The sequence below is a fragment of the Bacillus sp. GMs2/2 genome (genome assembly GCF_050172095.1).
In the GTDB taxonomy this organism is placed as follows: domain Bacteria; phylum Bacillota; class Bacilli; order Bacillales; family Bacillaceae_G; genus Bacillus_A; species Bacillus_A cereus.
The window spans coordinates 1-3,509 of sequence record NZ_JBNLYE010000390.1; the positions used below are offsets into that span (position 1 = coordinate 1).

The window sequence follows — 3,509 nt, forward strand, 5'->3', positions numbered from 1 at the left end:
TTATTTGTAAAAATATGTGATATATTTCTTCATGTTTATGAAAGGTTATTTTATAACAATGAAAAATGGAGGCATTAACATGTTGAAAAAAGTTTTTGCAATGAGCACAACAGTTGTACTAGCAGCGGGATTATTAAGTGGCTGCGGGACGAAAGAGTCAAGTGCAAGTAAAAATGAAGATACGAAAAAAGGGTATGTACCGAAGACTTTAAATGTTCAATTTGTTCCTTCTCAAAATGCGGATACGTTAGAGGCGAAGGCAAAACCGCTTGAGAAGCTATTAAGTGATAAGTTAAATATTCCAGTAAAAGTTAGTATTTCAACGAACTACAATACAATTGTAGAAGCGATGGCATCTAAACAAGTAGATGTAGGATTTTTACCGCCAACAGCGTACGTATTAGCACATGAAAAGAAGGCTGCAAATGTAATTTTACAAGCACAACGTTTTGGAGTAGAGGATGAAACGGGAGCTCCTACAAAAGATTTAGTAGATTATTATAAATCTGAGTTTGTTGTTAAAAAAGACTCTAATATAAATAGTGTAAAAGATTTAAAAGGTAAAAAGATTGGTTATCAAGATGTAACATCATCAGCAGGGTATGTATGGCCTGCAGCTGTTCTATTAAAAGAGGGAATTGATCCGTTAAAAGATGTGAAACCTGTTACATTAAAAGGTCACGATCAGTCGCTTATTGCTCTTTTAAATGGTGACGTAGATGCGGCTGTTGTATTCCAAGATGCTCGTAATATTGTAAAAAAAGATTATCCGAATATATTTGATCAAACGAAAATAGCGAAATTTACTGAGAAAATTCCGAACGATACAATTTCTGTACGATCTGATTTAGATGCAGAGTGGAGCAAGAAATTACAAGATGCTTTCATTGAAATTGGAAAGAATGAGGAAGGTCACAAAATCATTAAAGAAGTATATTCACATGAAGGATATGTTAAATCTGATGATAGTAAATTTGATATCGTTCGTGAATATGGGAAGAAAGTAAAAACGCAATAATACATATGAAAATGGCAGCTAGCTGAAAGGGGATGTTTTCAGTTAGTTTGCCATTTTGAATACATAGAAGGTAGGTAAGATGTGTGATAGAGTTTCGAAATGTCTCCAAAGTGTATCCAAATGGTACAAAAGGATTGAATAATATAAACTTGAAAATTCAAAAAGGTGAGTTTGTTGTAATGGTAGGGGTGTCTGGAGCTGGAAAATCTACACTTCTCAGATCCGTAAATCGTCTTCATGAGATTACCGAAGGAGAAATCATTATTGAAGGTGAGTCTATTACTGCTGCGAAAGGAAAAGAATTAAGGCGTATGCGCCGGGATATCGGTATGATCTTCCAAAGTTTTAATCTTGTAAAGCGATCAACAGTATTAAAAAATGTATTAGCTGGTCGTATTGGATATCATTCCACATTACGTACAACGTTAGGTTTGTTTCCGAAAGAAGATGTGGAGCTCGCATTTCAAGCGTTAAAAAGAGTGAATATTTTAGAAAAAGCATATGCACGTGCTGATGAATTATCAGGAGGACAACAGCAACGTGTATCAATAGCTAGAGCATTGGCACAAGAAGCAAAAATCATATTGGCAGATGAGCCTGTTGCATCGTTAGATCCACTTACGACAAAGCAAGTATTAAATGATTTGAAAAAAATCAATGAAGATTTTGGAATTACAACAATTGTGAATTTGCATTCTATTGATTTAGCTAGGCAATATGCGACACGTATTATTGGATTACATGCAGGAGAAATTGTTTTTGATGGTTCAGTAGAAGAGGCGACAGATGAAAAATTTGCTGAAATTTATGGAGATGTAGCACAGAAAAATGAATTGTTAGAGGTGGCAGTTAAATGAGTGACGTAACGATATATTCGAAATCGATACCGAAGCCGCCGAGTAAGTTAAAACATATGTTAACGTTTATTCTAGTCATTTTACTGTTGTGGGGAAGTAGTATACAGGTCGACGCATCATTTTCAAAGCTAGTAGTTGGTTTTCCTAATATGATGGATTTGTTAAAAGAAATGGTGCCGCCAGATTGGAGTTATTTTCAAGTTATTACAACAGCAATGTTAGATACAATACGTATGGCGATTATTGGGACGACTTTAGGAGCGATTTTAGCTATTCCACTTGCACTGTTTGCGGCAAGTAATGTGTTTACTAGTACATTTTTATACAGTCCAGCTCGATTGATTTTAAATTTTATTCGAACGATACCAGATTTATTATTAGCGGCAATTTTCGTAGCTATTTTTGGAATAGGACCACTTCCGGGTATTTTAGCTCTTACTTTTTTCTCAATTGGGCTCGTGGCGAAATTGTTGTATGAATCAATTGAATCAATTGACCCGGGCCCACTAGAAGCGATGACAGCTGTAGGGGCTAATAAGGTGCAATGGATTGTTTATGGAGTCATTCCACAAGTAAAAGCACATTTTGTTTCCTATGTACTATATACATTTGAGGTGAATGTACGTGCAGCGGCTGTCCTAGGTTTAGTAGGAGCAGGTGGTATTGGATTATATTATGATCGTACACTTGGATTTTTACAATATAAACAAACTGCTTCTATAATTATTTATACCCTTATTGTTGTTTTGTTAATTGACTACATTAGTACATTGTTGCGGGAGAAACTATAATGAATAGAACGACGATGATTGTACCAAAACCGAAGAAACCGAGTATATATCGCTGGATTATTTTAATAGCACTTACAGTTGTATATGCATGGGCCTTTTCAGGAGTGCCATTAGAGGGGATAAAGGACACAGCAGGTGAAATTACGAAAGCAATTATGACAGGGATATTGAATCCAGACTGGTCGTATGTATCTTTGCCAGATGGTGAAGATTTATTACATGGATTAATTGATACGTTGGCAATTGCAATATTAGGTACATTTATTTCTGCATTTTTATCTGTTCCGTTTGCCTTTTGGGCGGCAACGAATATGAGTAGTGGAAAATTAACTTCAGGATCTGGGAAATTTGTACTTAGTTTTGTTCGTACATTTCCTGAATTAGTTATGGCTCTTTTATTTATAAAAGCTGTTGGTCCAGGCTCTTTTGCAGGAGTATTAGCCTTAGGATTACATTCTATTGGAATGTTAGGGAAACTATATTCAGAAGGAATTGAAAACATAGATAAAGGACCGACGGAAGCGTTACTAGCAACAGGAGCAAACCGTTTTCAAATACTTTGGTATGCAGTGTTACCACAAGTGTTACCGGATTTTCTATCGTATACGTTATACAGATTTGAAATTAATGTACGATCCGCTGCGATTTTAGGGGTTATTGGAGCAGGAGGGATTGGTACACCTTTAATTTTTGCGCTGAGTTCACGGAATTGGTCTCGTGTTGGGATTATTTTATTAGGTATCATTTTAATGGTAATTATAATTGATTTGATTTCAAGTTCGATTCGGAAAAGGATTGTTTAACTTATTTGAAAAGCATCGAAGTTAGATGCTTTTTTATGTT

General features: G+C 35.4%; 4 protein-coding genes. All 4 read left to right on the top strand.

The features are described 5' to 3' along the window. Window positions 1–79: 79 nt before the first annotated feature. The 4 genes from ACQGS6_RS24805 to phnE (ACQGS6_RS24820) all read left to right on the top strand — a co-directional run bounded on the left by ACQGS6_RS24805 (window position 80) and on the right by phnE (ACQGS6_RS24820) (window position 3,469). A complete protein-coding gene (locus ACQGS6_RS24805) occupies window positions 80–1,018 on the top strand; it encodes a phosphate/phosphite/phosphonate ABC transporter substrate-binding protein (RefSeq protein ID WP_000915062.1) in 939 nt (312 codons plus the stop codon). Between the two features lie 83 nt (window positions 1,019–1,101). Beyond that, a complete protein-coding gene (gene phnC / locus ACQGS6_RS24810) occupies window positions 1,102–1,875 on the top strand; it encodes a phosphonate ABC transporter ATP-binding protein (RefSeq protein ID WP_000569261.1) in 774 nt (257 codons plus the stop codon). Beyond that, window positions 1,872–2,666 carry a phosphonate ABC transporter, permease protein PhnE gene (gene phnE, locus ACQGS6_RS24815; RefSeq protein WP_047386637.1) on the top strand — a complete coding sequence of 265 codons (795 nt, stop codon included), beginning with the start codon at window positions 1,872–1,874 and terminating at the stop codon, window positions 2,664–2,666. The genes phnC and phnE (ACQGS6_RS24815) overlap by 4 nt, the downstream gene beginning before the upstream one ends. Next, on the top strand, window positions 2,666–3,469 hold the full coding sequence (gene phnE, locus ACQGS6_RS24820; RefSeq protein ID WP_088065845.1) for a phosphonate ABC transporter, permease protein PhnE: 804 nt from the start codon (window positions 2,666–2,668) through the stop codon (window positions 3,467–3,469). The genes phnE (ACQGS6_RS24815) and phnE (ACQGS6_RS24820) overlap by 1 nt, the downstream gene beginning before the upstream one ends. Window positions 3,470–3,509 lie beyond the last annotated feature (40 nt).

Excerpts from the sequence above, each read along its gene's own strand:
- ACQGS6_RS24805 (WP_000915062.1), top strand. The coding sequence starts at position 80 with ATGTTGAAAAAAGTTTTTGCAATGAGCACAACAGTTGTACTAGCAGCG.
- phnE (WP_047386637.1), top strand. The coding sequence starts at position 1,872 with ATGAGTGACGTAACGATATATTCGAAATCGATACCGAAGCCGCCGAGT.
- phnE (WP_088065845.1), top strand. The coding sequence starts at position 2,666 with ATGAATAGAACGACGATGATTGTACCAAAACCGAAGAAACCGAGTATA.